Below are 22,536 nucleotides of genomic sequence, written 5' to 3'. Positions count from 1 at the left end.
ATGTATTTATCCATATTTTTACAAGCGAGCTCTTCAGGTTCTAGTTTAACGAGTATGCTTCCTTTTTTAGCAATGATTTTAGTGCTCTATTTCTTTATGATTAGACCTCAAATGAATAAGCAGAAGAAAGAGAAGAAATTTCAGGCCGGTATTCAAAAAGGGACCAGAGTAATCACTACCAGTGGTATTCATGGTAAGATTACCGAGATCAACGATACCGATGGTACTGTTACCATTGAAACTGGAGCAGGGAAGATCAAATTTGAAAGAGCAGCTATTTCGTTAGAGTTGAGTAAAAAATATCAGCCTAAGGAAAAAAAATAAAATAACAACCATATTTAAAAAGTGAGCTAAATGCTCACTTTTTTTGTTTACTTTAGATTGCACGGATCAAATGCGATATTTAACACTTATTTGAAATGGCTAGTAAACGCTCATTACCTAAAAATTTTTTCCTTTTCGTTGTACTTGCATTTGTACTTTGGATGCTGGCTAAATTCTCGAAAGAGTATGAGGCCACTGTGTTTTTCGATGTGACTTACATTGACCTCCCCAAAAACAGGATCTTGCAAAACAGGCCTCCGGAGATGGTGCCTATTCATATTAAAGGAACCGGATTTAAACTGGTGTCAGCAAAACTGTTCAGCGGGGAAATTAAATTGAGCACGAGTAATTTAATTAGCTCAAAAAACAACCAATATTATATATTATTAAATCAGCAAGAACTAGATATTGAAAAACAAATGACCTCAGGCTTGAGTATTGATTACTTTGTGAAGGATTCTGTTTTTTTTGACCTTGGTTATCTAGCTACAAAACGAGTTCCAGTTTATGTAAATGCAGCAATTAACTTCATGCCTGGCTATGATTTTGTAAATGTATTAAACGTCAAACCGGACTCTGTTGAGATATCTGGGCCGGATGGAATATTAGATACAATAAGACATGTAAGCACAGCTAAAGTTGTATTGAATGAAGTACATGGAGCTATTGAGCAGGATGTTACTCTACAATTGTCAAATCCAGCAATTAAACTTACAGAAGATATTAAGACGGTACAAATAAATGCCGCAATAGATAAATTTACCGAAGGAGTGTTGGAAGTTCCTTTCGAGATAGATAATCTTCCAGATGACCTTAAGATTGATGCATACCCTAAGGTAGTGAAACTATCATTTAGAGTTGGACTTTCAAATTTTAATAAAATAAATGAAAACTCTTTCTCTGTGCGTTGTGACTATGCCTTTTCCAAGCAAAACAGTTTAACCTACCTTATTCCGAAGTTAGATATTAAATCTGACCTTGTAAAGGATGTAAAGATCATACCAGGTCGAATAGACTTTTTAATACAGAAATAAGTATGGTAGTCGGTGTTACAGGTGGTATTGGAAGCGGTAAGTCAACCGTAACGGGTCTCTTTAAGGAGATGGATAACGTAGTTTTATATATCGCTGATAAGGAAGCGAAAAAATTGATGAATCACTCTTCAAAGATTAGACAAGCTGTGATACTAGAGTTTGGAAAAGAATCATATAAAGATGGTATTTTAAACAGAGCATACCTTTCTGAATGTGTATTTAATAATAAAGAAAAATTAAAGAGATTAAATGCAATTGTACATCCAGAAGTGCATGATCATTTTGGCGAATTCTTAAAAGAACATGAAAAGGCGATTATCATTTATGAAAATGCTATTCTGTTTGAAATAGGGAGTGATCGATTTTGTGATGTTATTATTACTGTTTTTACTGAGGAAAAAGAACGAATTCGAAGAGTTGTAGAGAGAGATAATACTACTGAAAAAGAAGTGCTTGATCGCATTAAAAATCAATGGAAAGACGAAAAAAAAATAATGCTTTCTAACTACATAATTACAAATAATTTTATGAATAGGCTTCATTCTCAAGTTAAGCAAATTCATAATATTTTAACAAAAAAAATGAATTACATTTAAAAGAATTCAATGAATTTGTTAAAAAACTCTTAAAAATAGAGTAAATTTGTTAATCTAAGTTAAAAAAATATACCACCGATTATTATCGTCTATTTTTGATTTATGGGCAAAAAAATGTTTGTTCTTATTGTTGTGTTAATGAGTATTTCTTTGATAGGAATTATCTCTGTGCAACTGTATTGGATAGACAATGCTGTTGAGAGTAAAGACAAGCAATTTGATAGCGATGTTATTAAATCTCTAGCGAGTACTTCTGAGCGAATTGCCTTAAGAGAAAGAGATGAATTTATTCGAGAGTATGAGCCAATTTTAAGAAACATAAAATTAGCAAACAAAGCAGAAATAAAGAACATCTTTTTACAACAGATTGATACCACAGGGAAGCAAAAATTTACGTTTGGTGCTACCATTTTAGAAGAAGATTTTAAAATACCGTCTGATTTTTTAGATAATGATTCTATTATTTATAAGAGAATCACTACGAAAAAAGATTTTTTTCAGGCCAAACTTTTAGACAATACAGGCGATTTTAATAATCAAGTAGATGAAGATAGATTTTCAAGTACCAAGCAATTTAGCTTATTTGGAGGAAAAGACATTACGAGTTATTTAAATGATTATAAAAAGTATAAACCTATTCATCAAAGAATAAGCAACCGTGAAATTAGCACAACGCTTAAAGAGGAGTTAAGTAAAAGAGATATTGATATTGATTTTAAGTACGGAGTTTATAATAGTGAAGGATTTGCTACGAAGTTGAAATCAGGATACTATACGATCAATCCAAAAGAAAGTTATAAATATCCTTTATTTAGAAATGAAGATAATCTTAGTGATTATAATTTATTTGTAACCTTTCCAACAAAGAACAAACATATCCTATCGGGAATCTCCTATATATTGTTATTATCGCTGTTTTTTATATTCATCATTATAGTTGCCTTCTCTAGTTCATTGTATCAATTAGTAAAACAGAAGAAGATTTCTGAAATCAAAACGGACTTTATTAATAACATGACGCACGAGTTTAAAACGCCAATCGCAACAATTAACTTGGCACTAGACTCTATTAAGAATCCAAAGATCATAAGTAATAATGATAAAGTAATGCGTTATGTAAAAATGATCAGGGATGAGAATAAGCGAATGCATGCGCAGGTAGAAAATGTATTGCGAATTTCAAGATTGGAAAAAAATCAAATAGAAATAACGAAAGAACAAATAGATATTCATGACCTTGTAGAGGATGCAATTACGCATGTGAGATTGCTGGTATTAGACAAAAAAGGAACGATCTCTACACATTTTCAGGCAATTCAGACAGAAGTGTTTGCAAATCAGTTTCATTTAACCAACGTGGTTGTAAATATGCTGGAAAATGCATTAAAGTATTCTGTAAATCCGCCAAAGATTGATGTATATACAGAGAGTACCAATAAATATTTCATTATTAAGATCAGAGATGAAGGAATTGGTATGTCGAAGAATGCACAGAAATATGTATTCGATAAGTTTTATAGAGAACAAAAAGGAAATATTCACGACGTAAAAGGCCATGGACTAGGATTGGCATACGTAAAAGAAATTGTTACGAATCACCACGGAACAGTTTTTGTAGAAAGCGAAAAGGGTGTTGGTAGTACATTCACAATTAAACTGCCATTAATTTAAATACAAAACAATATTATGGGAAGTAAAAAAATTTTATTAGTAGAAGATGATCCAAATTTTGGAACGGTCTTAAAAGATTATTTAGCCTTAAATGATTATAACGTAACACATGCTAAGGATGGTATTGAAGGATTGATCATGTTCAAAAACAGCGATTATGATCTATGTATCCTGGATGTAATGATGCCTCGTAAAGATGGTTTTTCGTTAGCACAAGATATTCGCTCTACAAACAAAGAAGTACCTATTATCTTTTTAACTGCTAAAACATTAAAAGAAGATGTATTAAAAGGATATCAGGCTGGTGCGGATGATTATTTAAATAAACCATTCGATTCGGAAGTGTTATTGTTTAAGATAAAAGCAATTTTACAACGTAAAGAATCAGACAAGTCAGCAGAAAACGAACAGTTCGAATTTAATATTGGAAAGTTCTTTTTCAATTCTAAGTTACGTCACCTCTCTGTTGGAGATTCAGGAGATCCACAGAAATTATCTCCTAAAGAAAGTAAGCTGCTAAGAATGCTTGCAATCCATAAAAACGATTTGATGCCAAGAGAATTAGCATTGACCAAGATTTGGAGAGATGATAACTACTTTACATCACGTAGTATGGATGTATACATTGCTAAGTTAAGAAAGTACTTGAAAGAGGACGAGAATGTAGAAATTTTAAACATACACGGAGAAGGATTTAGGATGGTAGACAAGTCCTAAAAAAACACTTCCCAAATATAATATAGGTCTAGGTTGATTTTCAGCCTAGGCTTTTGTATTTTTATATCATGACAGAATTTATCAAAATATATAATGAGAACCCCAATCAAAAGGAGATAGATAAAGTTGTAAAAGTATTGCAGAATGGTGGGTTGATCATTTATCCTACAGATACGGTATATGGTTTGGGCTGTGATATAACGAATACCAAAGCTTTAGAAAAAGTAGCGAAGATAAAAGGAGTAAAGCTTGAAAAGTCTAGTTTCTCTTTTGTATGTAATGACTTAAGTCACCTTTCCGATTACGTAAAACAAATAGATACTCCTACCTACAAAATATTAAAAAGAGCGTTACCAGGCCCTTATACCTTTATTTTACCTGGTAGTAACTCACTTCCTAAAGTATTTAAAAAAAGAAAAACCGTGGGTATTAGGGTTCCGGATAACAATATTGCGAGAACTATTGTAGCACAACTTGGAAACCCAATAGTGTCTACATCCATTCATGATGAAGACGATGTATTGGAATACACTACAGATCCAGAATTAATCTTTGAAAAATGGAATAATAAAGTCGATCTTGTTATTGATGGAGGCTATGGAGACAATGAAGCATCTACAGTAATTGATCTAACCGATGATTACCCAGAAGTTTTAAGAGAAGGAAAAGGAAGTTTAGATATTTTATAATGCTTCAAATACAATTCCCGAACGATACAGGGCCTTTGTATCAAGAAACCATTGCAGGTAGAATACCCGTTGAGCCATTTAACACGTTTAGCAACCTCATTTTTTTAGCGATTATCGTATACTTTGTGAGTAAGATCTATAAAGAGCCCAAAAAGCACGTATTCCTGTGGATTGCGATACCTATTATTTTTGTCAGTTGGATAGGAGGGACGATCTTTCATGCAACACGAAGTCATCAAGTTTGGTTGGTTATGGATTGGTTACCTATTATGATTGTTTGTCTAGCTGGAATTCTCTATTTCATTGGAAAGATTAGAAAAGAATGGTGGCAAAGAATTCTCATTTTTTTAGGGATTTTCTTACTTACGACATTACCCAGGTTTATTGATATTCCTACTAATTACCGAATCTCTGTAGGATATACCTTTACTGGTATAGCTGTACTAACTCCATTTTTTTGGTATGCTTATTTACAAAGGTGGGAAAACGTTCGTTTCTTGATTTTAGGTCTTCTAACGTTTGCTGTGGCCATAAGTTTTAGAACATTGGATTATACCTTAGAACTACTTCCTATGGGAACACACTGGCTATGGCATCTATGTGGAGGTATAGCTGTTTTCTTTTTACTCTACTATATTTACAAGGATAACTTGAAGCTTATCGAAGCTGACTAAATTTTCTTCTACCTAACGCAAAATATTGCCAAACTATGCTCGTATGAAGGTTGTACGTAGATTTTTTTTGTAATTTCTTACGCTTCTTTAAGAATCGATAAAAATTCTTGTAGAAGCTTAAATGTGCTTTTAGGATGGCCCAGGTATGTATTGGTCTTAGTTCGATCAAGAATTTGAAACCGGCAATACCATCGAGTATTAAACGAGAGAATACCACAAATAGAAACCATTCTTTAGGAACGTTTTTGACAACATTTAGTAGACTATTCCTAAAGTTTAAAAAAGTCTTCCTAGGATTAGATTCCTGAAGTGTAGCACCACCAACATGGTAGACCGCAGAAGTACCTACATATTTAATCGTATACCCTTCATTTTGAACCCGCCAGCAAAGATCGATCTCTTCTTGATGCGCGAAATAATCTTCATCAAAACCATCTAATTTCTTAAACACAGACGATCGTATAAAAAAACATGCACCTGATGCCCAAAAGATTTCTGAAATATCGTCAAACTGCCCTCTATCTTCTTCCAATGCATTAAAAACGCGTCCTCTGCAATAAGGATAACCGTATAAATCAATGAATCCGCCTCCAGCACCAGCGTATTCGAAATGAGATTTGTTTTTATAATCTAAGATCTTGGGCTGGATAATAGCCGTTTCAGCATCTTTTTCAAAAACATCGATCACAGGTGATATCCAGTTTTGAGTTACTTCAACATCCGAATTGATCAGGCATAAAATCTCAGCGTCTATTTCCTGCAACGCATCATTATACCCTTTAGCATAACCTCCGTTCTCAGTATTCTGAATGATTTGTACAGCAGGAAAATACTCTTTTATGTAGTTGATAGAATTATCCGTAGAAGCGTTGTCGGCAACATATATATCAGCCTCTTGGGCACTATACATTACAATAGATGGTAAAAATTGCTCCAGCAATTTTTCTCCATTCCAATTCAATATGACGATTGCGGTTTTCAAGAGTGCAAACTTACATTTTAAATGTTATTTAAAACGGTAAAGATTTGCTAAAATTCGTAGTTAGGAATATCTTTTAAAAAAACATAAGACTCATTTTTTGTATCCATTTTACAGAAATAGTGCTCTAGCCCATTTGTAACGATCAAATAGTTGGCATTCAATTTTAAATTATATCGAGCAATCTGATCAAATGTATCCTGACCAATTACAATGTGAGGAGCTTTGCATTCTACAATAATCTCTGGAAGTCCTTCCGTATTGTGAACAACAATGTCTGTTCTTTTTTTTAAGCCATTTATAGTTAATTGTTTTTCCAAAGCAATCAACGAAATCGGATATCCTTTTTGATTAACAAGAAATTGAGCAAAATGTTGACGCACCCATTCCTCTGGAGTTAAGACCATATATTTTTTTCTGAAATTATCAAAAATTAGCGTCTTATTTTCGTTACTTTTGAGTTTGAAATCATAGGACGGAAGGTTCAATGCTTGCATGGGTTAAATGTACTAATTTTATACGCTTTTTAGATCACAATTAATGAATCAGATTAACGAAATAGTTTCTAGTATTAAGAAGGGAAATATTCAGCCTATCTATTTTTTAATGGGTGATGAACCGTATTATATTGATAAGATATCTGATTTTATAGAAGAAACTGTATTAGACGAATCTGAAAAAGGATTTAATCAACAGGTAATGTACGGAAGAGATGTGTCCATTGAAGATATTGCATCCGCCGCCAAACGATTTCCTATGATGGCGGAACGCCAGGTAATTATTGTAAAAGAAGCACAGGACCTGAGTCGTACTATTGAAAAATTAGTCAGTTACGCAGAAAACCCACAACCTACTACGGTGTTGGTTTTTAATTACAAGTATAAAAAACTTGATAAACGTAAAAAACTGCACAAAGCCATTGCAAAATCAGGGTTGATCTATGAAAGCAAGAAGCTTTATGAAAATCAAGTTTCAGATTGGATTAGGCGTGTGTTGAGTGGAAAAAAATATCAAATAGAGCCCAAGGCAGCTCAGATGCTGGTCGAGTTCCTAGGAACAGACTTAAGTAAGATCAGTAATGAATTGGATAAATTAATGTTGATCCTATCTGAAGGAACTATCATTAGCCCAGAGCATATAGAAGAGAACATTGGGATTTCTAAAGACTTCAACAATTTTGAATTACGTAAAGCAGTAGGAGAGAAGAACATTCTAAAAGCCAATAGGATTATCAATTACTTTGCGGAGAATCCTCGCAATAACCCTTTGGTGATGACGGTTTCTTTGTTGAATAGTTTCTTTACTCAATTATTGCTGTTTCATGGACTTCAGGATAAGTCTAAAAGCTCTGTAGCAAAGGCCATTGGCATAAGCCCGTATTTTGTGGATGAATACTTTGCCGCAGCTAGAAATTACCCAATGCGCAAGGTAGCTCAGAACATTGCTTTTTTACGTGATGCAGACCTTAAGAGCAAAGGAGTAGGAGCCAGTAATCTAAGTCAGGGAGATATTTTAAAAGAATTACTCTTTAAGATGATGCATTAGTTCTTCATAACTTCGTCATGTTTAGGCGAACATTTAATAATAGTTTTAGAACCCGAATTTTTTCTCCAGTCATTCCGTCTCCAGTAGAACCTTTTGCTATCTACAACAAATAGATCCCATTCAACTGGATCTCCATTTTTATCTAGCCTCTTTTCGCCAATTATTTTACCTCTAAAACCATTCTTCCAAGCCCACCTAATGGTATAAACAAATGTATCCTTGTCTTTACCATCAACCTCTACTGAGTTTTTAAGAGTTAAAATCATTGTTTTTTTATCTAAATCAAACAATATCTTTTGAGGGTTTTTATCGCAATAGTCATCTTCCCATGCCCATTGACCATTTTCTAAGATTGTTTTCACCTTTAAAAATTCTTTAGAGGTTACATCAATTCGTTGAGTCTCTCTTTCACAGCTTATACTGACAACTAATGTAAAGAGTATTAAAGTGATATTTGTTCTTAAAAACTGGGTGCGCATATTTTCTAAGGTTGAGTTAAAGGATCAAAAATAAAACATATACAATAGCACTCAATAGGGTAATCGAAAATAAAAATTGTATTTTTCTTTGCCTTCTATAGTTCCTTCGGATGGTTTCTTTGATCTTTTTCATTTCTAACTCGGAAACTTCAGGGAAATTAAACTCATCTTTAATCGTATAAGCATCCTGTAAATAACTTTCCTTTCGGTTTTTTAGATCAGCTCTTAGTACAGCCTTTCTAAATTTAGCTGCTTCTTGGCGTTTAATTAACATGGTAAGTGACCCCCATCCGTCCATAGTAGTTTTTGTTTTTAAGATACGGATTTATTAGGACATAAAAAAAACCGAGTACTAGTACTCGGTTTTCAGTATATTGTATAGAAAAATTTTATTTTTTTGCCTTATCAGCAATGATTCTTTGATCTCTATTAGCTACTTCCCAGGCCGTATGAAATACCAAACGCGTTCTGTTTTGCAACATTTCGTAGTTAATCTTGTCTGGAGTATCCGTTGGTTGATGGTAATCTGCATGTGTTCCATTAAAATAAAAGATAATAGGAATGTTATGCTTTGCAAAATTATAGTGGTCAGATCGGTAATAAAAACGATTCGGATCATTTTCATCATTGTACTTATAATCTAACTGGATATTCATATATTTTTTATTGATGTCTTCAGAAAGAGTATGCAACTCAGTACTTAATTTATCCGAACCAATCAAATACACATAATTAGGATTTCCTTTATGTCGTGCATCTACTCTACCAATCATATCGATGTTTAGATTTGTTACCGTATTTGCTAAAGGAAAAATAGGCTGCTCTGTATAGAATTTAGAACCTAATAAACCTTTTTCTTCTCCAGTAACGTGTAACAATAGTATAGAACGCTTAGGCCCCTTGCCAGCTTTTACTGCTTCATTGAACGCTTGTGCGATTTCTAAAAGAGCTACTGTACCAGAACCATCATCATCTGCTCCATTATATATTTTTCCATTTTTAACACCTTCATGATCTAAATGGGCAGAAATCACAATAATCTCATCTGGTTTTTCAGATCCTTTGATGAAAGCTACCACGTTTTCAGAGTCTTTTAAACTCCCTCTTCTTGAATTACTATTCAACCAACTAGCAGGAACCTCCTGAAAATAATCATCTCCTCCTAAAGGAGAAACAATCCCTTCATTTTTGTAAAAATTCTTTAGGTATTCAACCGCCTTTTTTTGTCCGGGCTCTCCAGTATTCCTACCTTCGAATTCATCCGAAGCATAGGTAAAAAGATGCTTACCTAAATCTTTAGCGGTAATTGATTGAGCAAATTTCACAGAATAATCAAAATTCTTGTCCTCTTTTTTAGTTTTATGAATGGCCGTTTTTGACTGATACGAACCACACGCTGCTAATGTTAGAATACCAGCTGCAAATAGTATTTTTTTCATTGATCGTATTTAATTTTTTGTTTGATATATGTCGTATTACGACCAGGGTTGTTACAAGAAACCAAATATACGGTTAATTATTTTTTTGGATAACAAATTGCTCCAATGTTCTGTTAAATTTGATGAGGTTCGATTTGAACAAATTATCAAAAGAATTTTTAGAAATCAATTCTTCTAAATCTCCATGATGACATGTGTCTTCATCCAACAAAACAAAACTATTTGCAAACTGAATGGCAAGATTTACTTCGTGTGTCGAAATGACAATTGTTTTGTTCGTTGTCTCAACCAGTTTTTGAAGCAACGTAAATATTTTTATGGTATGATGAATATCTAGGTGGGCCGTTGGCTCGTCCAATATGATCAAATCTGTATCCTGTGCCAGGGCTCTAGCAATTAGCACACGTTGCAATTGCCCATCACTCAATTCGTAAAAAGAACGAAATTTTAGGTGAGAAACTTCTGTCACGTCAATAGCCCAGTCTATCTTGTCAATGTCAGTACTCGACAGCGTATCTATCCAATTGGTATAGGGTTGCCTACCCAAAGCAATCAGTTCATATACTGTTAATTGACTCTCAGGAAGTCGCTCTGTTAATACAACACTAAGTGTGGTTGCTAATTCGGCATTAGAGAATTGATGTATCTCTTTATCCTTTAATAAAATAGAACCGGCTAAAGATTCTTGTACACCGCTGAGCGTTCTCAACAAAGTAGACTTGCCAATACCATTCTTCCCTAATAATGCTACAAACTTGCCTGCATCAATTTGAAGATTGATGGGAGAAGCGACTATATATTCTTTTTTTCGTTGCTTGTATCCAATGGATACATCCTTTGTGGTAAGTACGGTATGTGATTTTTTAACTTCCATTGAATTACACAAAAATCTTCTTTTTTCTAATCAATAACCATATGACAATAGGAGCTCCAAATAAGGAGGTGATTGCATTAATGGGTAACGTAAATTCACTCGTTGGTAATTGGGCGATCATATCGCAAATTAAGAGGATAATCGCTCCGACGATTGCAACTGCCGGAATCAATATTTTATGATTAGAAGTTTTAAATACGAGTTTGGTCATATGAGGTACGGCTAAACCTATAAATGCAATAGGTCCCGCAAATGCTGTAATCACGCCTGTTAAAATACTGGTGATTACCAGAATTATGTTCCTACTTTTCTTGATGTTTATACCTAAACTTTTCGCGTAATTTTCGCCCAATAAGAGACTATTCAAAGGTTTTATAACAAATAAAATACCCAATATACCTAGGCTGAAAATAAACGCAAATACACCAATCTCTTCCCAGGATAGGTTACCTAAGCTTCCAAACCCCCAAAAAATATACTGTTGAATTTCGGAAGCTTCGCTGAAGTAGGAGAGTACACTAATAAAGGCTGCAGATAAGCTTCCAAACATCAATCCAATAATAAGAATAGACATGGTATTACGCACTTTGTTAGCGGCTAACATTACAGCCAATAATACAAGGCCCGCGCCTGCACTGGCAGCAATTGCCAATGACCAGTTTGACATAGCCAATCCGCTAAACATGCCTCCAAAGAATCCCGCTCCCAATATTAAAAGAGCAACTCCTAGACTAGCTCCCGAAGAAATACCCAGAACAAATGGCCCAGCCAAAGGGTTTCTGAATAAGGTTTGCATTAGTAAACCTGATATGGAAAGGCCAGAACCCACAAGAATGGCTGTAATGGCTTTAGGAACTCTAAAGTTCAAAATAATTATTTCCCAACTTTCTTTAACCGATGTATCTCCAAACAAAATGGACATAATTTCTTTGGACGGAATAGAAACTGAACCAAAATTCACATTTACAAAAGCAATTAGAATCAATGCCAGAGAGAGGAAAATAAAATGTTTCGTATATGATGTAGTGGTTGCCAAATGTTATTTATAATGCGTTAAGAAATCTACTAGTTTTTTTATGGCTTGCCCTCGATGGCTGATCTTATTTTTTTCCTCTGCGCTCATTTCGGCAAAAGTAATGGGATACCCTTCAGGTTTAAAAATAGGGTCATATCCAAACCCCTTACTTCCAGATTTGGCATTCGTAATCTCTCCCTTACAAATTCCTTCAAAAAGATATTGCTCATTATTCAAGTTTAATACAATAGCTGTTCGAAATTGTGCTTTTCTATTGGTATTCCCATAGAGTTCCGATAATAGTTTATCCATGTTCTTATGAGCATCTCTGGGTTGTCCACCATACCTTGCTGAATACACTCCTGGTCTACCGTCCAAACTTTCTACTTCTAGTCCAGTATCATCTGCAAAACAATCAAATTGATAAGCACCAGTAATATGATCCGCTTTCAGTTTTGCATTCCCCTCCAAAGTAGCTTCAGTCTCTGCAATATCTTCAACACATCCGATATCATTTAGCGTTTGAAGCTGAATGGTTTTCGGAAGCATATTTTGTACTTCACGAAGTTTATTTGGATTGTTTGTAGCAAAGACAAGTTTCATATTAAGTAATGATAAAAGACAAATGTAATCAATTTAAGAATGTCTTTCCTTGCTTATTTTTTCGAGAAAACCTAAAAAATAGTAGTACCTTGCAATTCCCTGTAGGCTTTGTCAATAAAAGGATGCCGTGTAAATGTCGGGTAAAATGAAACGAAAATAATTTGCTGATCAACAATCGTAAACTAACATTGTATGAAAACCGAAAATGTATTTATTATGAAACAGCCAGAATTAGGGAAGAAGATATCCGAGTTAAGAAAGCAAAAAGGATTTACCCAAGAGGAATTAGTAGAACAATGTAATATCAATGTAAGAACCATTCAGAGAATAGAGGCTGGCGATGTGACACCTAGAAGTTATACTGTCCGAACTATTTTAGAAGCTTTAGGTGTAGACACAAGCATATTTTTTAAAGAATCTATAAATGAAGAGGAGCACATTAGTTTATCCGAAAAACAAAAGAAGGTACTTAGCATTGCTTGGATTTCGGGAATCTTCTTTGCGATTTTTGCCATTGTAGGAACTATTGTAGAGTTTTATTTGGTATCCTATTATGAAGGATTCAACGATGGTTTTTTTCCTCGTATTGCATGGAATATCCCATTTTTAATTGCACTATTCTTTTTCCTTCGAGGATATAAAGAATTGGGATCAGCGGCGAAGAATGATACTTTGGTCACGGCAACGTATGTATATTTTATTATTGAAATCGTAATGTTTACCATAGCGATAATCATGTCGATATTCCTTTTTGAAGAAAGTATTGTAGAGATACTTTCTGGAGTTGTCATTGCCATGTTATTTGGTGTTTCTGAAATAATTTTGGGAGTAGGCATCCTAAAATTGAAAGACCATTTAGGTTCTTTGACTCAAGTTATTGGCATTTCAAAAATAGTATTAGGAGTAATGCTTATCACCATTTTTTTAGCACCAGTTGCGAGCATCTTAATAATTCCTGTTCTTATTTTGGAGATTGCTTTTATGTATAATGCTTTGCAGAAATTATCATGAGAATTGTTTATTCGTGATGATAAGGCTCATTGCGCAGTATGCTAAAACCTCGATACAATTGTTCAACCACAAATAAACGAACCATCTGGTGGGAAAATGTCATCTTTGATAATGCTATTTTTCCACCAGCTTTTTTATACACTGAGTCAGAAAATCCATAAGGGCCGCCAATGACCAAAACTAATTGCTTAATACCAGAGTTCATCTTTTTCTGTAACCAATTAGCAAATTCTACAGAACGAAAATCTTTGCCTTTTTCATCCAATAAAATAAGTTGATCTGATGATTGTATCCTGTTTAAGATCAATTCACCTTCCTTCTCTTTTTGTTGCAATTGACTTAAATTTTTGACATTTTTTATGTCAGGAATAATATCTAATTCAAATTTAATATAGTGTTGTAGACGGTTTTGATACGTACTGATAAGCTGTAGTAAATTTTTATCATCGGTTTTACCTATCACAAGTAGTTTGATCTTCATGATGCGAAATTACGAATTCGTAATGAGTCGCACATAAATTAATATTTGATTAGTATTTTTGCCCTAATTAATAGACATATGATTTCAAAAGAAAAATTTCAAGAAGAATTAGAAGGGATTATTGCAAATGCAATTAGAGAAGATGTTGGAGATGGAGATCATACTTCTTTGTCCTGCATCCCTAATGAGGCAAAAGGAAAAGCCAAATTATTGGTAAAAGATGAAGGAATCATTGCAGGAGTTGAATTTGCTCAAATGATCTTTGATCATGTTGATCCGACCTTAAAGGTTGAAACCTTTATCCATGACGGCGATAAAGTGAAATATGGAGATGTTGTATTCCATGTTTCCGGAAGTTCTCAATCAATTTTAAAGGCAGAACGTTTAGTGTTGAATGCCATGCAACGAATGAGTGCCATTGCTACCAAAACACGTTTTTTTGCTGATTTACTAGAAGGAACAAAAACAAAAGTATTAGATACTAGAAAAACAACACCAGGAATACGAGCCATAGAAAAATGGGCTGTAAAGATTGGAGGAGGAGAAAATCATCGGTTTGCCTTATATGACATGATCATGATCAAGGATAATCACATAGATTTTGCAGGTGGAATAGGTCAGGCTATTCATAAAACAAAATCATATTTGACACGGAATGATTTGAATTTAAAAATTATTGTGGAAGCAAGAGATCTAACCGAAATAAAAGAAATACTGGCATCAGGAGGAGTCTATAGAATTCTGATAGATAATTTTTCTTTTGAAGATACTAGGAAAGCAGTAGCTTTAATTGACGGACAGTGTTTAACAGAATCATCTGGTGGGATTAATGAAGATACCATTCGAGAATATGCAGAATGCGGTGTAGATTATATATCATCAGGTGCATTAACGCATTCTGTTTATAACATGGATCTAAGTCTAAAAGCTGTTTAAAACGATGGAAGCCTATTTTGATAATGAGACTTTTAAACGTATAGATTATACCAAAGAGACATTGCAGAAAGGAGAATACGATGGTTGTACGTTCGTAGATTGTAATTTTAGTGAAATACATGCATCGAATATTCAGTTTATAGAATGTGACTTTGCTGGCTGTAATTTTAGTAATACTGTCATAAAGAATTCAGCTTTTAAAGCCGTAGCCTTTGACAAATGTAAGTTGGTAGGTGTTAAGTTTTCAGAAGTAGATCCTTTTTTATTGAAAGTGTCTTTTAAGAATTGCCAGTTAAATTTCGCCACGTTTTATCAATTAAAATTGAATGAAACGTTGTTTAGACAGTGTAATTTAGAGGAGGTAGATTTTACTGAAACTTCTTTAATAAAAGCTGTTTTTGACGAAAGTACTTTGAGAAATGCGACCTTTGATAAAACCAACCTTCAACAAACAGACTTTAGAACATCTTCAGGGTTTTCTATTAGTGTAGAGAAGAACTTTTTAAAAGGAGCGAAGTTCTCTAAAGAAAATGTTGTAGGATTGCTAGAAAAATATCAAATTGTAATTGAATAACAACTAATGTCTAAGGAAATAGAAGACAGTTTAGAAAAGATTCCGATACTGAATGTATTGGTTCGTTTTGGAAAGAAAATAAAAATTCCAGGACTAGAAGGCATGTCCTTATATGATGTGCTTGAAATGTATATCATTGGAATTGTAAAAGGAGCTTTGACTACGCGAGCTGGAGGTATTGCCTATAGCTTTTTTATGGCTATTTTTCCTTTTATGCTGTTTATACTTACAGTGATCCCATATGTTCCTATAGATGGTTTCCAGGAAGGTCTACTCTCTCTTATTTCAGAGATTTTGCCTCCCAAAACTTTTAATGCTGTAGATTCTGTGTTAGTAGATATTTTAAAGAATCAGTACGCTGGTTTACTTTCTTTTGGTTTTGTGGCATCTATATTTTTGATGACAAACGGAGTCAATGCTATTTTTGGTGGATTTGAATATTCATACCACGTGAAGGAAACAAGAAATATTGTGCGGGCTTATTTGATCTCATTGGCCGTTTCTTTAGTGATGGCTTTGTTCTTAGTAGTTACCGTGGCGCTTACCGTATTTTATAAAATTGGATTGGATACTTTATTAGAAAAAGGATGGGTAGAGAATGAATTATTTTGGTTACAGATAGGAAGAGGTTTCTTGTTTGTCGTCATGGTATTTACAACGGTTTCAATGCTGTATAAGTTTGGAACCAAAACAGGAAAACATTCTCGTTTCTTTTCGCCGGGAGCAGTTTTTACGACCATATTATCAATTTTCACGTTTTACCTGTTTAGCTATTATGTTACTGAATTCTCGAAGTACAATCAGTTATATGGATCTATAGGAACGCTGTTGATACTGATGTTATTCGTGTGGTTAAATGCAATCATACTACTACTTGGATTCGAACTGAATGCAAGTATTTACAGTTTAAGGCAACGAAATAAAACGATAGAAGCGGCATCTAATTAGCCGTATTTTTCAGATATTTGCATTCGCATTTACAAAAGAGCATTAAACATGAAGCCAAGCATTCCAAAAGGAACCAGAGATTTTTCTTCTACAGAAGTAGCCAATCGTACCTATATCATGAATACGATCAAGGAGGCTTTTGAAACGTTTGGATTTCAACCTATTGAAACCCCTAGTTTTGAAAACTCGGCTACACTGATGGGGAAGTATGGTGAAGAAGGAGATCGATTGATCTTTAAGATTCTTGATTCTGGAGATTATTTGTCGAGTGTTAGAAATAACATTTTTAATACATCCAATGTAAATGTTGCTTTTTTTGATTTAATAGATACTCTATTTGATGCCAATAGGAACTCTGGAGATTTTGAGGAAACATTGCAAAGACTACTCGAAATATATTCAAGACGACTGATAACTCAAGATGAGAGAGAGTATCTGTCAGAATTTTTATTAAATTCAAGAACTACTTTAGAGGACAAATTTAACTCAATAAATGATAGAAATGATTCATTATACGTGCAGTTAAGGAGAGGTTTTTTTTCTGAGTTTTTTGATAATTATGTTAAAGATTTTGAAGTTCTAAAATCATCTAAAGTTTCATCGTTAATTTCTAATAAGGCATTACGTTATGACCTAACGGTGCCTTTTGCACGTTATGTTGTGCAACACCAAAATGATATAACCTTTCCTTTTAAGAGATATCAGATTCAGCCTGTATGGCGGGCAGATAGACCCCAAAAAGGCCGATTTAGAGAGTTTTATCAATGTGATGCAGATGTGGTAGGAAGTCAATCTTTATTGCAAGAAGTGGACTTTGTGCAATTATATGATACCGTTTTTACTAAATTGAAATTAGTAGGAACTACCATTAAGATGAATAATCGTAAGATTTTATCTGGAATTGCAGAAGTGATAGGCGCAAAAGACAAACTAATTGATTTTACGGTTGCTTTAGATAAATTAGATAAGATTGGAAAAGAGGGGGTGGTTACAGAGATGTTATCTAAAGGAATTTCTCAAGAAGCGATAGATAAAGTTGCTCCGTTGTTTAATTTTTCAGGAACGAATCAGCAAAACTTAGATGCACTGGAAACAATGTTAGCTTCTTCAGAGGAAGGCTTGCAAGGTGTTGAGGAGTTACGTTTTGTAATAGATACAGTTGATATTTTAGGGCTACAATCTGCTAGCTTAGAACTAGATGTAACGTTAGCAAGAGGGTTAAACTACTATACAGGTGCTATTTTTGAAGTAACGGCTCCAGAAGGTGTACAAATGGGCTCTATCGGTGGTGGAGGTAGATATGATGATCTGACCGGTATCTTTGGATTAAAAGATGTAAGTGGTGTTGGCATATCTTTTGGATTGGATAGAATCTATTTGGTGTTGGAAGAGTTAGGGTTATTTGATTCCGTGCAACTTCCAAAACCAGATGTCCTGTTCTTGAATTTTGAAGAGTCGGAACGTATTCAAAAGCTGCAGGCTATTCAAACGTTAAGAAGTGAAGGCATTAAATCAGAAATATATCCAGATATAGCTGCTAGCAATAAGCAGCAAAAAAAACAATGGAAATATGCTACAACAAGAGCCATTCCTTTTGTAATTTCAGGGATAGAAAACGACAAATTTGTGGTAAAGGATCTAGTAGCTGGTGAGCAGTACAATTTAAGCTTAGCTGAATTGATTGTGAAAACCAAGTTATAATCAGACATAAAGTCGTAAATTTGCATCCTAATTTTTAAACACAGTTAAAGGGAAAAGATGAAAATATATGAAGATAGAATTGAGGAACTAGGAGAAGATCATGTGGGTACTTCTGCTACTACGCCTCTTAGAGATGATGCTTTTGAACTTTCAGATAAAGAAAAAATAGAGAGAATTCAGGAGAGTGTTAAGGATATCTTATTAACCTTAGGTATGGATCTTGAAGATGATAGTCTTAAAGGAACTCCCAAAAGGGTAGCAAAGGCTTTTGTAAAAGAGTTATTCATGGGACTAGATCCTAAGAATAAACCTAGTGCTTCTACATTTGATAATAACTACAATTATGGAGAAATGCTCGTTGAGAAGAATATCGTGGTGTATTCGACCTGTGAGCACCATTTACTACCTATTGTTGGTAGAGCTCATGTAGCATATATTTCAAATGGGAAGGTAATCGGACTTTCTAAAATGAATAGAATTGTAGAATATTTTGCAAAGCGCCCACAAGTACAAGAACGTTTAACAATGCAAGTGGTACAGGCAATGCAAGAAGCGTTAGGAACAGAAGATGTTGCATGTGTTATTGACGCCAAGCATTTATGCGTAAATTCTCGAGGTATTAAGGATATTGAAAGTAGCACTGTAACGTCTGAATTTGGAGGGAAATTCAAAAACAAAGAAACAAAACAAGAATTCTTAGATTACTTAAAAATCAATACTGATTTTCAAAACTTGTAATTTCACATTATATTAATTTAAAAATCCATTAACATTGTTAATGGATTTTTTTTTGTAACTTGATGATAATTAACAACTTAAACTTCAAGGTTATGAATAGAAGAATATCTTTTTTGTTACCCCTTTTATTGATACCCCTAAACTTTTTTGGCCAAACATTGAATCAATCTGCGAATTGGCCCAATGCTAACTGGACCCTTACAGGGACCTATACAGCCGGAGCTTTATTAGCTAACCCAACAACAACTGATTCACAATTTCAATTTGATGATGAAGCTGTAAACTCTGGAGCTGATAACAATAATATTGCCGCAGAATCACCTGTGATTAATTTAAAACCAGCTTTTGATAATGGCGAAAAAGCCATAAAAATTGTATTTCAGTTGAGTTTTAAATTAGCATCTCCTCAGGTGTTAAAATTGCAATATTTCGACGCTGATGCTAATGGTGGAACAGGAGCCTGGGTTGATATTCCTGGAGAATCTAGCGCGCCAGAAGATACCAGTTCTGATGATTATAAAACATGTACTTTAGGAACTGATCCAGATGCAGAAATTGTGATGAACATTGAAACATTATCTACAAATCAATTGCAGAACTTCCAATACAGGCTTTTGTATGATGATATGTCCTCTTCAGGATTTGGTTTTTGTATTTACTCTCCTACGATCACCTCATTTACCTGTACAGCTTCTTCTGGAGTCAGTGCGACAAATATAGGGCCTCATTCGGCTGAAATTTCATGGACTTCTACTAATGATAATACAGATAATAATTTAGAATGGAATATCGAATATGGCCCTCAGGGATATGCATTTGGTACTGTAGCAGGAACCAGAGTAACTGAAATAAACAGTTCTAATTACTTTGTTCAAAACCTGACACCGAATACAGCTTATGATTTTTACGTACAAGACGATTGTTCTAACGGAGGAGGATTGATAACTAGCGGCTGGACTGGGCCGTATATGTTTAGCACGGCCGTATTAAGCTTAGAAGAAAATGAAATAGAGGGTTTCTCATGGTTTCCAAATCCAGTGAGCGATCTGCTAGAATTTTCTGCTCAACAGAAAATAGATGAGGTCATGCTCTATAATATTCTAGGAAAAAAGGTATTTGAATCTAAACCAAAATCACTTACTAGTGATGTGAAAATGAAAACATATGCGCAAGGCTGGTACTTTTTAAAAGTAAGAGTAGCTGGTAAATTAGGCATGTATAAAATCTATAAAGAATAATAGCAATGATGCATTGTTAAAGCCGCTACAATTGTAGCGGCTTTTATATTTTATACTTTTAAGTATCTTTTTTACTAATTTTTGCGACACAATTTTATATTGTACGTTATACTAGTGTACAGCGTTAATCAAAACATGCTTTTTTGAACGAAAGAGAATTAATACAACAATGTAAAGCCAACCATTATCCAGCTCAACTAGAGGTGTATAATCGCTATAAACACATGCTTTTCAGTAGTAGTGTTAGAATATTGAAGAGTAGAGAAGATGCAGAGGATGTGGTACAGGATTCTTTTATCAAAGGTTTTCAAAAGATAGATCAGGTAAAAGAAGGCGTGACTTTAGGAGCTTGGTTTCGAAGAATAGCGGTAAATGCTTCATTGGACCTGATCAGGAAACAAAAGAAGGTAGTGTGGGCTGAGGAAACGAATGTACTGGAGAAAGAATATGAGGATATTGAAATAGAGGATGATTCAGGAATTACAGTCCAGCTTATTAAAGAATGCATTAATGAATTGAAAGAGAAATACAGAATCGTTTTAGTGCTGTACATGATCGAAGATTATAATCATAGAGAAATAGGTGAGTACCTAAATATTAAAGAGAGCACTGTTAGAAATCAATATAAAAGAGGAAAAAGTCAGTTGTTAGAACTGATACAAAATAAAAGTAAACATGAACTTAAAAGAATATTTTCAACATCACAAGGAAGCATTTGATGACGAGAAAATCTCGACTAAAGCAGATTCCTTGTTTGAAACGAAACTAAAAGAGGCGCTACATCAGCCTAAAAAATCTAAAGTAATCTATTTAAGATATGTTTCTGTAGCTGCATCCATTGCACTACTTATTTCAGTAGGGTTTTGGTGGCAATATGAAACGCATGAAAATGAAAAGCAGGAATTACTAGCAAGTTTAGAGAACAACTCAGCAGGAGAACGATTAGAAGGAGTTTATAGGTTTAATGATGAGTTCTCTAAAGAAGATGAAAAGATCATTAATACGTTGATTAAGATTTTACATGAAGATACCAATGCGAATGTTAAGATCGCTACTATTGACGCTTTGTTAAAATTTCCATCAAATGAAAAAATTAGAAAAAGTTTAATTACAGCAGTTGAAAAAGAAAAAACACCTCTAGTACAAATTAAATTAATAAAGTCATTAGGCTATTTAAGAGAACACCGTGCACAAAAACCTCTTGAAGACATCATCAATGACGAAGAAACATTCCCCATAGTAAAAAGCAATGCGGCTTTGGCTATGGCAACTTTAAAACAATAATAATGAAAAGAATACAGGTAATTATAGTAATCGTTTTGGCATCATTGCAATTTGGTGCAAACGCACAAGAAAAGAAAATTAAGTTTAGTTCTGGAACCTTAAAAATTTGTTCTTCTAAGAATTTTAAAATCAAAGGATATGATGGAACTGAAGTAATCATTAAAAGTCTGCACGAAAAAAGGAATTCATATAGCTTATCAGCAAATCTTGCGCAAGGATACGCAAGGAATGCAAAAGTAAAAGGGGTGAGCGTTGGAAGCAGTTATACGAGATCTTTTCCTAGACGAAAAGGAGATACTACTGCTCCAAAGTTACTATTTACATATAGTGATACAAAACGAAGAGTAGGGTTGAAAAGACTAGGAAAAAAGCAAGAAAATGTAGATCTGGGGATCTATTTTACCATAGAAAAAAAGAATGGGGAACTTATTTTTAAAGATGAAACGACTGGGCAGTTTGTAATGTACAGTGGAGAGAGCTATGAGATTATGATTCCTAACACGATTAAGTTAAATTGGGATACCAATGGTTGTCGTGAATCATCTAGTCAAAGAAGGACGGGTAGATTCTTTTATAGCTCGAATGCATCCTCTTTGTCTGATTTTAAAGGAGAAGTGGAAATATCTACTTCATTGAATAACATGAAGCTAAAAGATCTTACTGGACCAGTATCCATAAACTCAATAGGAGGAAATGTTACCATAGAATTTGATAAAAAGAAGCCTATGAAGTTGTATTCTATTTATAGTAATAACGGATTTATTGATATCACATTACCAAGTGATTCTGATATTTCAGTAGATGCTCAAGGAGCAGCCATCTATAGTGACATTGATTTTAATGTATTAAGTGATACAGAAGAGAGGAATAAGCAAAAGATGAGACTTAAATTGAAGAACGGTAGAACCAAAATGAAACTTGATGCAGGCTTAGGAAATATCTATTTAAGAAAGAAGTAAAAAGGTATTATTTGAATTAAAAAAGCC

The 22,536-nt window shown here is 34.0% G+C and carries 27 protein-coding genes; 18 read left to right on the top strand and 9 right to left on the bottom strand.

Features of this window, described 5'->3' with window-relative positions:
- From yajC to RQM59_RS07320, 7 genes are all read left to right on the top strand, one after another.
- Positions 1-324 carry a preprotein translocase subunit YajC gene (gene yajC / locus RQM59_RS07350; RefSeq protein ID WP_349241442.1) on the top strand — a complete coding sequence of 108 codons (324 nt, stop codon included), beginning with the start codon at positions 1-3 and terminating at the stop codon, positions 322-324.
- A 95-nt stretch (positions 325-419) separates the two neighbouring features.
- On the top strand, positions 420-1,358 hold the full coding sequence (locus RQM59_RS07345) for a CdaR family protein (protein ID WP_349241441.1): 939 nt from the start codon (positions 420-422) through the stop codon (positions 1,356-1,358).
- Positions 1,359-1,360: 2 nt separating this feature from the next.
- Entirely contained in the window at positions 1,361-1,954 is a 594-nt protein-coding gene (coaE, locus tag RQM59_RS07340) for a dephospho-CoA kinase (RefSeq protein ID WP_349241440.1), read from the top strand.
- 102 nt (positions 1,955-2,056) lie between these two features.
- A complete protein-coding gene (locus tag RQM59_RS07335) occupies positions 2,057-3,625 on the top strand; it encodes a sensor histidine kinase (protein ID WP_349241439.1) in 1,569 nt (522 codons plus the stop codon).
- A gap of 15 nt (positions 3,626-3,640) precedes the next feature.
- Positions 3,641-4,342, top strand: a complete 702-nt coding sequence (locus RQM59_RS07330) for a response regulator transcription factor (protein ID WP_349241438.1) — start codon at positions 3,641-3,643, stop codon at positions 4,340-4,342.
- 68 nt (positions 4,343-4,410) lie between these two features.
- A complete protein-coding gene (locus RQM59_RS07325; protein WP_349241437.1) occupies positions 4,411-5,031 on the top strand; it encodes an L-threonylcarbamoyladenylate synthase in 621 nt (206 codons plus the stop codon).
- Complete coding sequence (locus RQM59_RS07320; protein WP_349241436.1) at positions 5,031-5,705, top strand: hypothetical protein; 675 nt, start codon at positions 5,031-5,033, stop codon at positions 5,703-5,705. Before RQM59_RS07325 ends, RQM59_RS07320 begins: the two co-directional genes overlap by 1 nt.
- Here RQM59_RS07320 and RQM59_RS07315 read toward each other — a convergent pair.
- Both RQM59_RS07315 and RQM59_RS07310 read right to left on the bottom strand, forming a co-directional pair.
- A complete protein-coding gene (locus RQM59_RS07315) occupies positions 5,689-6,687 on the bottom strand; it encodes a glycosyltransferase family 2 protein (RefSeq protein WP_349241435.1) in 999 nt (332 codons plus the stop codon). The genes RQM59_RS07320 and RQM59_RS07315 overlap by 17 nt on opposite strands.
- 47 nt (positions 6,688-6,734) lie before the next feature.
- Positions 6,735-7,181, bottom strand: a complete 447-nt coding sequence (locus RQM59_RS07310; protein ID WP_349241434.1) for a type I restriction enzyme HsdR N-terminal domain-containing protein — start codon at positions 7,179-7,181, stop codon at positions 6,735-6,737.
- Between the two features lie 43 nt (positions 7,182-7,224).
- On the opposite strand from RQM59_RS07310, the gene holA reads away from it, so the two are divergent.
- Entirely contained in the window at positions 7,225-8,229 is a 1,005-nt protein-coding gene (gene holA, locus RQM59_RS07305) for a DNA polymerase III subunit delta (RefSeq protein WP_349241433.1), read from the top strand.
- Here holA and RQM59_RS07300 read toward each other — a convergent pair.
- The 6 genes from RQM59_RS07300 to RQM59_RS07275 form a co-directional block, all read right to left on the bottom strand.
- The gene (locus RQM59_RS07300; protein ID WP_349241432.1) at positions 8,226-8,591 is read right to left on the bottom strand and encodes a hypothetical protein; all 366 of its coding nucleotides are present in this window, start codon (positions 8,589-8,591) and stop codon (positions 8,226-8,228) included. The genes holA and RQM59_RS07300 overlap by 4 nt on opposite strands.
- Positions 8,592-8,724: 133 nt before the next feature.
- Positions 8,725-9,006 carry a hypothetical protein gene (locus tag RQM59_RS07295; RefSeq protein ID WP_349241431.1) on the bottom strand — a complete coding sequence of 94 codons (282 nt, stop codon included), beginning with the start codon at positions 9,004-9,006 and terminating at the stop codon, positions 8,725-8,727.
- Positions 9,007-9,097: 91 nt separating this feature from the next.
- Positions 9,098-10,147: a M28 family metallopeptidase gene (locus RQM59_RS07290; protein ID WP_349241430.1), complete on the bottom strand. Its 1,050-nt coding sequence runs from the start codon at positions 10,145-10,147 to the stop codon at positions 9,098-9,100.
- A gap of 73 nt (positions 10,148-10,220) precedes the next feature.
- Positions 10,221-11,021 carry an ABC transporter ATP-binding protein gene (locus RQM59_RS07285; protein WP_349241429.1) on the bottom strand — a complete coding sequence of 267 codons (801 nt, stop codon included), beginning with the start codon at positions 11,019-11,021 and terminating at the stop codon, positions 10,221-10,223.
- Positions 11,022-11,025: 4 nt separating this feature from the next.
- On the bottom strand, positions 11,026-12,057 hold the full coding sequence (locus RQM59_RS07280) for a FecCD family ABC transporter permease (RefSeq protein ID WP_349241428.1): 1,032 nt from the start codon (positions 12,055-12,057) through the stop codon (positions 11,026-11,028).
- Positions 12,058-12,060: 3 nt separating this feature from the next.
- Positions 12,061-12,639 carry a non-canonical purine NTP diphosphatase gene (locus RQM59_RS07275; protein ID WP_349241427.1) on the bottom strand — a complete coding sequence of 193 codons (579 nt, stop codon included), beginning with the start codon at positions 12,637-12,639 and terminating at the stop codon, positions 12,061-12,063.
- A 192-nt stretch (positions 12,640-12,831) separates the two neighbouring features.
- On the opposite strand from RQM59_RS07275, the gene RQM59_RS07270 reads away from it, so the two are divergent.
- Positions 12,832-13,650 carry a helix-turn-helix domain-containing protein gene (locus tag RQM59_RS07270; protein WP_349241426.1) on the top strand — a complete coding sequence of 273 codons (819 nt, stop codon included), beginning with the start codon at positions 12,832-12,834 and terminating at the stop codon, positions 13,648-13,650.
- Between the two features lie 7 nt (positions 13,651-13,657).
- On the opposite strand, the gene rlmH is transcribed toward RQM59_RS07270, so the two are convergent.
- Complete coding sequence (gene rlmH / locus RQM59_RS07265; RefSeq protein ID WP_349241425.1) at positions 13,658-14,131, bottom strand: 23S rRNA (pseudouridine(1915)-N(3))-methyltransferase RlmH; 474 nt, start codon at positions 14,129-14,131, stop codon at positions 13,658-13,660.
- A gap of 78 nt (positions 14,132-14,209) precedes the next feature.
- On the opposite strand from rlmH, the gene nadC reads away from it, so the two are divergent.
- The 9 genes from nadC to RQM59_RS07220 all read left to right on the top strand — a co-directional run bounded on the left by nadC (position 14,210) and on the right by RQM59_RS07220 (position 22,509).
- On the top strand, positions 14,210-15,067 hold the full coding sequence (gene nadC / locus RQM59_RS07260; protein ID WP_349241424.1) for a carboxylating nicotinate-nucleotide diphosphorylase: 858 nt from the start codon (positions 14,210-14,212) through the stop codon (positions 15,065-15,067).
- Positions 15,068-15,071: 4 nt separating this feature from the next.
- Complete coding sequence (locus RQM59_RS07255; protein ID WP_349241423.1) at positions 15,072-15,641, top strand: pentapeptide repeat-containing protein; 570 nt, start codon at positions 15,072-15,074, stop codon at positions 15,639-15,641.
- Between the two features lie 6 nt (positions 15,642-15,647).
- Positions 15,648-16,589: a YihY/virulence factor BrkB family protein gene (locus tag RQM59_RS07250; RefSeq protein ID WP_349241422.1), complete on the top strand. Its 942-nt coding sequence runs from the start codon at positions 15,648-15,650 to the stop codon at positions 16,587-16,589.
- 48 nt (positions 16,590-16,637) lie between these two features.
- A complete protein-coding gene (gene hisS, locus RQM59_RS07245) occupies positions 16,638-18,290 on the top strand; it encodes a histidine--tRNA ligase (protein WP_349241421.1) in 1,653 nt (550 codons plus the stop codon).
- 57 nt (positions 18,291-18,347) lie between these two features.
- On the top strand, positions 18,348-19,028 hold the full coding sequence (gene folE, locus RQM59_RS07240) for a GTP cyclohydrolase I FolE (protein ID WP_349241420.1): 681 nt from the start codon (positions 18,348-18,350) through the stop codon (positions 19,026-19,028).
- Between the two features lie 92 nt (positions 19,029-19,120).
- Positions 19,121-20,266 carry a T9SS type A sorting domain-containing protein gene (locus RQM59_RS07235; RefSeq protein ID WP_349241419.1) on the top strand — a complete coding sequence of 382 codons (1,146 nt, stop codon included), beginning with the start codon at positions 19,121-19,123 and terminating at the stop codon, positions 20,264-20,266.
- A 143-nt stretch (positions 20,267-20,409) separates the two neighbouring features.
- Positions 20,410-20,985, top strand: coding sequence for an RNA polymerase sigma factor (locus RQM59_RS07230; RefSeq protein WP_349241418.1), 576 nt, complete (start codon positions 20,410-20,412; stop codon positions 20,983-20,985).
- Entirely contained in the window at positions 20,942-21,550 is a 609-nt protein-coding gene (locus tag RQM59_RS07225) for a HEAT repeat domain-containing protein (RefSeq protein ID WP_349241417.1), read from the top strand. The genes RQM59_RS07230 and RQM59_RS07225 overlap by 44 nt, the downstream gene beginning before the upstream one ends.
- 2 nt (positions 21,551-21,552) lie before the next feature.
- On the top strand, positions 21,553-22,509 hold the full coding sequence (locus RQM59_RS07220) for a DUF4097 family beta strand repeat-containing protein (protein ID WP_349241416.1): 957 nt from the start codon (positions 21,553-21,555) through the stop codon (positions 22,507-22,509).
- The last annotated feature ends 27 nt before the right edge of the window (positions 22,510-22,536 follow it).

It is taken from the genome of Asprobacillus argus (genome assembly GCF_032248395.1).
Lineage (GTDB): Bacteria > Bacteroidota > Bacteroidia > Flavobacteriales > Flavobacteriaceae > Polaribacter > Polaribacter argus.
Note: the sequence above shows the minus strand (reverse complement) of the source record. Positions and strands in the feature narration are given on the sequence as shown.

Bases quoted from the DNA above. Each gene is read 5' to 3' on its own strand.
- yajC (WP_349241442.1), top strand. From the start codon at position 1: ATGTATTTATCCATATTTTTACAAGCGAGCTCTTCAGGTTCTAGTTTA.
- RQM59_RS07345 (WP_349241441.1), top strand. From the start codon at position 420: ATGGCTAGTAAACGCTCATTACCTAAAAATTTTTTCCTTTTCGTTGTA.
- coaE (WP_349241440.1), top strand. From the start codon at position 1,361: ATGGTAGTCGGTGTTACAGGTGGTATTGGAAGCGGTAAGTCAACCGTA.
- RQM59_RS07335 (WP_349241439.1), top strand. From the start codon at position 2,057: ATGGGCAAAAAAATGTTTGTTCTTATTGTTGTGTTAATGAGTATTTCT.
- RQM59_RS07330 (WP_349241438.1), top strand. From the start codon at position 3,641: ATGGGAAGTAAAAAAATTTTATTAGTAGAAGATGATCCAAATTTTGGA.
- RQM59_RS07325 (WP_349241437.1), top strand. From the start codon at position 4,411: ATGACAGAATTTATCAAAATATATAATGAGAACCCCAATCAAAAGGAG.
- RQM59_RS07320 (WP_349241436.1), top strand. From the start codon at position 5,031: ATGCTTCAAATACAATTCCCGAACGATACAGGGCCTTTGTATCAAGAA.
- RQM59_RS07310 (WP_349241434.1), bottom strand. From the start codon at position 7,181: ATGCAAGCATTGAACCTTCCGTCCTATGATTTCAAACTCAAAAGTAAC.
- holA (WP_349241433.1), top strand. From the start codon at position 7,225: ATGAATCAGATTAACGAAATAGTTTCTAGTATTAAGAAGGGAAATATT.
- RQM59_RS07295 (WP_349241431.1), bottom strand. From the start codon at position 9,006: ATGGACGGATGGGGGTCACTTACCATGTTAATTAAACGCCAAGAAGCA.
- RQM59_RS07290 (WP_349241430.1), bottom strand. From the start codon at position 10,147: ATGAAAAAAATACTATTTGCAGCTGGTATTCTAACATTAGCAGCGTGT.
- RQM59_RS07285 (WP_349241429.1), bottom strand. From the start codon at position 11,021: ATGGAAGTTAAAAAATCACATACCGTACTTACCACAAAGGATGTATCC.
- RQM59_RS07275 (WP_349241427.1), bottom strand. From the start codon at position 12,639: ATGAAACTTGTCTTTGCTACAAACAATCCAAATAAACTTCGTGAAGTA.
- RQM59_RS07270 (WP_349241426.1), top strand. From the start codon at position 12,832: ATGAAAACCGAAAATGTATTTATTATGAAACAGCCAGAATTAGGGAAG.
- rlmH (WP_349241425.1), bottom strand. From the start codon at position 14,131: ATGAAGATCAAACTACTTGTGATAGGTAAAACCGATGATAAAAATTTA.
- nadC (WP_349241424.1), top strand. From the start codon at position 14,210: ATGATTTCAAAAGAAAAATTTCAAGAAGAATTAGAAGGGATTATTGCA.
- RQM59_RS07255 (WP_349241423.1), top strand. From the start codon at position 15,072: ATGGAAGCCTATTTTGATAATGAGACTTTTAAACGTATAGATTATACC.
- RQM59_RS07250 (WP_349241422.1), top strand. From the start codon at position 15,648: ATGTCTAAGGAAATAGAAGACAGTTTAGAAAAGATTCCGATACTGAAT.
- hisS (WP_349241421.1), top strand. From the start codon at position 16,638: ATGAAGCCAAGCATTCCAAAAGGAACCAGAGATTTTTCTTCTACAGAA.
- folE (WP_349241420.1), top strand. From the start codon at position 18,348: ATGAAAATATATGAAGATAGAATTGAGGAACTAGGAGAAGATCATGTG.
- RQM59_RS07235 (WP_349241419.1), top strand. From the start codon at position 19,121: ATGAATAGAAGAATATCTTTTTTGTTACCCCTTTTATTGATACCCCTA.
- RQM59_RS07225 (WP_349241417.1), top strand. From the start codon at position 20,942: ATGAACTTAAAAGAATATTTTCAACATCACAAGGAAGCATTTGATGAC.
- RQM59_RS07220 (WP_349241416.1), top strand. From the start codon at position 21,553: ATGAAAAGAATACAGGTAATTATAGTAATCGTTTTGGCATCATTGCAA.